Source organism: Pseudomonas sp. A-1 (assembly GCF_004801855.1).
In the GTDB taxonomy this organism is placed as follows: Bacteria; Pseudomonadota; Gammaproteobacteria; order Pseudomonadales; family Pseudomonadaceae; genus Geopseudomonas.
This window is the reverse complement of sequence record NZ_SSTC01000151.1, coordinates 1-5,245: the sequence shown is the minus strand read 5'-3', so window position 1 is coordinate 5,245 and position 5,245 is coordinate 1. Positions and strand designations below refer to the sequence as shown.

Annotated in this window: 7 protein-coding genes; 3 read left to right on the top strand and 4 right to left on the bottom strand. The window is 68.8% G+C overall.

The annotated features are described in order from the left end of the window. On the top strand, positions 1-426 hold a 426-nt coding region (locus E5198_RS20225), incomplete at its 5' end, for a CPBP family intramembrane glutamic endopeptidase (protein WP_136491714.1). 64 nt (positions 427-490) lie between these two features. Here the strand turns inward: E5198_RS20225 and sutA are convergent. From sutA to glnK, 4 genes are all read right to left on the bottom strand, one after another. Next, on the bottom strand, positions 491-802 hold the full coding sequence (sutA, locus tag E5198_RS20220; RefSeq protein WP_136491713.1) for a transcriptional regulator SutA: 312 nt from the start codon (positions 800-802) through the stop codon (positions 491-493). A 221-nt stretch (positions 803-1,023) separates the two neighbouring features. Then, positions 1,024-2,277 carry an ammonium transporter gene (locus tag E5198_RS20215; RefSeq protein WP_136491712.1) on the bottom strand — a complete coding sequence of 418 codons (1,254 nt, stop codon included), beginning with the start codon at positions 2,275-2,277 and terminating at the stop codon, positions 1,024-1,026. A gap of 74 nt (positions 2,278-2,351) precedes the next feature. Next, the gene (locus E5198_RS20210) at positions 2,352-3,671 is read right to left on the bottom strand and encodes an ammonium transporter (protein WP_136491711.1); all 1,320 of its coding nucleotides are present in this window, start codon (positions 3,669-3,671) and stop codon (positions 2,352-2,354) included. 53 nt (positions 3,672-3,724) lie between these two features. Beyond that, complete coding sequence (glnK, locus tag E5198_RS20205; RefSeq protein ID WP_136491710.1) at positions 3,725-4,063, bottom strand: P-II family nitrogen regulator; 339 nt, start codon at positions 4,061-4,063, stop codon at positions 3,725-3,727. A gap of 490 nt (positions 4,064-4,553) precedes the next feature. Here glnK and E5198_RS20200 point away from each other — a divergent pair, with 490 nt between their 5' ends. Next, positions 4,554-4,814: an accessory factor UbiK family protein gene (locus E5198_RS20200; RefSeq protein ID WP_136491709.1), complete on the top strand. Its 261-nt coding sequence runs from the start codon at positions 4,554-4,556 to the stop codon at positions 4,812-4,814. Positions 4,815-4,848: 34 nt separating this feature from the next. Further along, the coding region (locus E5198_RS20195) for a magnesium chelatase domain-containing protein (RefSeq protein ID WP_305956079.1) at positions 4,849-5,245 on the top strand (397 nt) is incomplete at its 3' end.

Sequence of the window (5,245 nt, the reverse complement as noted above, 5' to 3'; positions counted from 1 at the left end):
CCGCGTCCGGCGCGGCCGCATGCGGCCTGGCTGTGCGCCCTGGCCACCCTGCTGGCGGTACCGGCGCTGGCCCTGGCCCTCGGCGTGGCGGCCTGGCAGCCGAAGTGGCCGCCGGAGCTGGCGGTCTGGCTGGCGGTGAATCTCGGGGTGACGGCGCTGGCCGAGGAGCTGCTGTTCCGCGCCCTGCTGCAGGGCGCGCTGGTCGCGCGCCTCGGCGCCGCGCGCGGCATCGCCCTGACCGCCCTGCTGTTCGGCCTGGCCCACGCGCCGTTCAGCATCGGCTTCGCCGTGGTCGCCACCGTGGCCGGGCTCGGCTACGGCTGGCTGCTGCAGCTGTCCGGCCGGCTGTGGCCGGCGGTGCTGCTGCACGGCGCGGTCAACCTCGCGCACTTCCTGCTGCTCAGCTACCCGCTGCGCAGCCTCTGAAAACGGAAAAGGGCGATCCCGGACACTCCGGGATCGCCCTTGCGCCAGCCAGCGATCGCGTGGATCAGATGGGGCGGCTGCCGTACTTGCTGTCCGGCTTCTTCGGCGGGTCGGCAACCACGTTGGATTCGATTTCCTGCACCTTGCCACCGCGGGCGAGGAACTCCTCCATCGCCCTGGCCAGCGCGTCGCGCTCCTTCTGCTTGGCCTCGATGGAGGGCAGCTCCTCGGGCTCGGCCTCCTTCTTGGTCTTCTTGGCGACCGGGGCTGCCACCTCGTCGTCGCCGTCGCCATCGTCGTCCGGGGCGGCGCCCAGCTCTTCCTCCGCCTCCTCGGCGCCCTCCAGCTCGTCCTGTTCGAGATCTTCTTCGCTCATGATCAACCCCATGCTGCTGTTCAAAGCAGAGTGTATATAGCCCAGCCACGTCGCCCGTGCGCGCCGCCGGTGCAGATTTGCCGGCCCCACCCCCGCCGTCGCCCCGCTGCGGCGGGGCCGGGAGGGCGGGCCGGCCCGTTTGCGCGCATTCTAGCGTGCCGCGAGAAAAAGCAAAGGGCACCCGCAGGTGCCCCTCGTCGCGTCTGCGGCAGCCCCGCGGATCAGCTCTTGCGAGTGAACTCCGGGTAGGCCTCCATGCCGCATTCGGCGATGTCCACGCCGGTGTACTCGTCCTCGGCGTCGACGCGCAGGCCGATCAGCGCCTTGAGGATGCCCCACATCACCAGGCTGGCGGCGAACACCCAGCCGAAGATGCAGACGATGCCGAGCAGCTGGGCGGCGAAGCTGCCCGCGTCGTTGGTCAGCGGCACCGCCAGCAGGCCCCACAGGCCGCCGAGGCCGTGCACGGAGATGGCGCCCACCGGGTCGTCGATCTTCAGCTTGTCGAGGGTCAGCACGCCGACCACCACCAGCACGCCACCCACGCCGCCGATCAGCACGGCGGCCAGCGCCGACGGGGTCACCGGCTCGGCGGTGATCGCCACCAGGCCGGCCAGGGCGCCGTTGAGGGCCATGGTCAGGTCGAACTTGCCGAACAGCAGGCGCGCGACGATCAGCGCGGCGAGCATGCCGCCGGCCGCGGCCATGTTGGTGTTGACGAAGGCCGAGGCGACCGCGTTGGCGTTCTCGATGCTGCTGATGGCGAGCTGCGAGCCGCCGTTGAAGCCGAACCAGCCGAACCACAGGATCAGCGCGCCCAGGGTCGCCAGCGGCAGGTTGGCGCCGGGGATGGCGTTGACCTGGCCGTTGGCTCCGTACTTGCCGCGCCGCGCGCCGAGCAGCAGGACGCCGGCCAGGGCCGCGGTGGCGCCGCACAGGTGCACCACGCCGGAGCCGGCGAAGTCGAGGAAGCCGGCCTGGTTGAGGAAGCCGGTGCCCCACTTCCAGTAGCCCTGGACCGGGTAGATGAAGCCGGTCATCACCACCGCGAAGGCGAGGAAGGCCAGCAGCTTCATGCGCTCGGCCACCGCACCGGAGACGATCGACATGGCGGTGGCGACGAACACCACCTGGAAGAAGAAGTCGGCGCGCTTGGCGTAGGCGGGGGCGTCGTCGCCGCCGGCGGCGACCAGGTCGACGGCGTGCTCGTCGCCGATCAGGAAGCCCAGGCTCGGCAGGAAGCCGCCTTCGGGGCTGGAGTACATGATGTGGTAGCCGACCAGCAGGTACATCACGCAGGCCACGGCGTACAGGGTGACGTTCTTGGTGAGGATTTCGGTGGTGTTCTTGGCGCGCACCAGACCGGCCTCGAGCATCGCGAAGCCGGCGGCCATCCACATGACCAGGGCGCCGCAGAGCAGCAGGTAGAAGGTGTCCAGCGCATACTGGAGCGGAATCAGAGCATTGGTATCCATGACAAAAGCCTTTTGCCGGGGGCGCTGGCGCGCCGCTGGGCGGGCGCCCGGTTTCCCGGGCGCCCGCTACGTCCTCAGAGGTTGTAGCCGCGCTCGTTGTGCTCGGACAGGTCGAGACCGACGGTCTCCTGCTCCTCGCTGACGCGCAGACCGACGACCATGTCGACCACCTTGAGGATCACGAAGGTGACGATGGCGGTGTAGACCACGGTGAACAGCACGCCCTTGAGCTGGATCCACAGCTGCAGGCCGATGTTCTCCACCTCGCCGAAGCCGCCCAGGGCCGGTGCCGCGAAGGCGCCGGTGAGGATGGCGCCGACGATGCCGCCGACGCCGTGCACGCCGAAGGCGTCCAGCGAATCGTCGTAGCCGAGCTTGCGCTTGAGGCTGGTGGCGCAGAAGAAGCACACCACGCCGGACACCAGGCCGATCACCAGGGCGCCCGCCGGGCCGGCGGTGCCGGCGGCCGGAGTGATGGCGACCAGGCCGGCGACCACGCCAGAGGCGATGCCCAGCGCGCTGGGTTTGCCGTGGGTGAGCCACTCGGCGAACATCCAGGCCAGCGCGGCGGCGGCGGTGGCGATCTGGGTCACCAGCATGGCCATGCCGGCGGTGTCGTTGGCGGCGATCGCCGAGCCGGCGTTGAAGCCGAACCAGCCGACCCACAGCATGGCGGCGCCCATCAGGGTGTAGCCGAGGTTGTGCGGCGCCATGTGGGTGGTCGGGTAGCCCTTGCGCTTGCCCAGCACGATGCAGGCCACCAGGCCGGCGATACCGGCGTTGATGTGCACCACGGTGCCGCCGGCGAAGTCGAGCACGCCCCAGTCCCACATCAGCGCGCCGTCACCGGCCCACACCATGTGCGCGATCGGCGCGTAGACCAGGGTGAACCACACGGTCATGAAGATCAGCATGGCGGAGAACTTCATGCGCTCGGCGAAGGCGCCGACGATCAGCGCCGGGGTGATGATCGCGAAGGTCATCTGGAAGGTGACGAACACGCTTTCCGGGAAGGCGCCGATCAGGGCCTCCTTGGTCAGCTTGCCGAGGAACAGGTTGGAAAGGCCACCGACGAAGGAGCTGAAGTTGGTCACTCCAGCCTCCATGCCGGTGGTGTCGAAGGCCAGGCTGTAGCCGTAGACGAACCAGAGGATGCTCATCAGGCCGGTGATGGCGAAGCACTGCATCATCACCGAAAGAATGTTTCTGGAGCGGACCATGCCGCCATAGAACAGGGCCAGACCGGGAATGGTCATGAACAGGACCAGAGCCGTGGCGGTCAGCATCCAGGCTGTGTCGCCGCTGTTCAGGGTCGCTCCTTCGGCCGCCAGGGCCAGGCCCGGGCTGACGACAGACAATAGGGCTCCTAGCCCTGCGATCTTGCGCAGAGTCATGTGTTACTCCTGGGGCGTTGGGGTTCGGTGGAGTAGTAGGTAGCGCGGTGCGGTTAGATCGCGTCGGTGCCGGTTTCGCCGGTACGGATGCGGATGGCCTGCTCCAGGTTGACCACGAAGATCTTGCCGTCACCGATCTTGCCGGTGTTGGCCGCCTTGGTGATGGCGTCGATGACCGAGTCCAGCTGGTCGTCGGCGACGGCCACCTCGATCTTCACCTTGGGCAGGAAGTCGACGACGTATTCGGCGCCGCGATACAGCTCGGTGTGGCCCTTCTGACGGCCGAAGCCCTTGACCTCGGTGACGGTAATGCCCTGCACGCCGATTTCCGACAGCGACTCGCGCACGTCGTCGAGCTTGAACGGCTTGATGATGGCGGTGACTAGCTTCATGAAAGTTTCTCCCGTAATGGTGGACTTGCCCCAGGAACAACGAACCCATGACAAGTCTAAGCGCAGAGTCCGACGTTTGTAACAGGTGGCAGACGCCGCGCAGGCTGGATTCAACGTCGGCCGGCGGCTGCTGGCGAAGCACTCCCCTGCCTCGCCCTGCCCGACGCTCTTGCACCCGGGCACCGGCTGTACAGGCATAAGCAGAATCCTTGCCAGCTTTTCGCATTTGCTGTTTTTTCAGGGAGTTATCCCGCCACCCGGGCGCGCCAGGGGGACCGCCGCCGTTTTTTGCACCACAACAGTGCGCAACGCCCACAACGAAGGGCAAAAAACGCCCAGCGCGCCACCATTCCCACAGCGGAACGCACCATGAAAGTGCGCAGCCGGCGCGCCGCCACGCACCCCTCTGGAACGTCGCTGCCCTGCGCGCACGTCGCAGGTGCGACGACGCCTTTGCTAGACTGGCCGCTCCCGTTGATGGAAGACCGCCATGCTGCCGCCCAAAGCCGTTCTCGACCTTCTCGCCAGCCAGACCAGCCGCCTGTTCGGCGCCGACTCGCCGCTGCCGCGCCCCGAACTGGAGGCCCAGTTCAAGGCCCTGCTGCAGGGCGCCTTCGCCAGACTCGACCTGGTCGGCCGCGACGAATTCGACGCGCAGATGGCGGTACTGGCCCGCACCCGCGCGCGCCTGGAGGCCCTCGAGGCCCGGGTCGCCGAACTGGAAGCCCGCCTGGAGCCGCCGCAGCCGTAAGCGCCGCCCCGGGACACCCGATCAAGGAGCGATCATGTCCCTCGCCATCGTCCACAGCCGTGCCCAGCTCGGCATCGACGCCCCCGCCGTCAGCGTCGAGGCCCACCTGGCCAACGGCCTGCCCTCGCTGACCCTGGTCGGCCTGCCGGAAACCGCCGTGCGCGAAAGCAAGGACCGCGTGCGCAGCGCGATCCAGAGCTGCGGCTTCGACTACCCCAGCCGGCGCATCACCCTCAACCTGGCCCCCGCCGACCTGCCCAAGGACGGCGGCCGCTTCGACCTGGCCATCGCCCTCGGCATCCTCGCCGCCAGCGGCCAGCTGCCCGCCGCCAGCCTGGAAAACCTCGAGTGCCTCGGCGAGCTGGCCCTCTCCGGCGCCCTGCGCGCCGTGCGCGGCGTGCTGCCGGCGGCGCTGGCCGCCCGCGCCGCCG

Bases quoted from the DNA above. Each gene is read 5' to 3' on its own strand.
- sutA (WP_136491713.1), bottom strand. From the start codon at position 802: ATGAGCGAAGAAGATCTCGAACAGGACGAGCTGGAGGGCGCCGAGGAG.
- E5198_RS20215 (WP_136491712.1), bottom strand. From the start codon at position 2,277: ATGGATACCAATGCTCTGATTCCGCTCCAGTATGCGCTGGACACCTTC.
- E5198_RS20210 (WP_136491711.1), bottom strand. From the start codon at position 3,671: ATGACTCTGCGCAAGATCGCAGGGCTAGGAGCCCTATTGTCTGTCGTC.
- glnK (WP_136491710.1), bottom strand. From the start codon at position 4,063: ATGAAGCTAGTCACCGCCATCATCAAGCCGTTCAAGCTCGACGACGTG.
- E5198_RS20200 (WP_136491709.1), top strand. From the start codon at position 4,554: ATGCTGCCGCCCAAAGCCGTTCTCGACCTTCTCGCCAGCCAGACCAGC.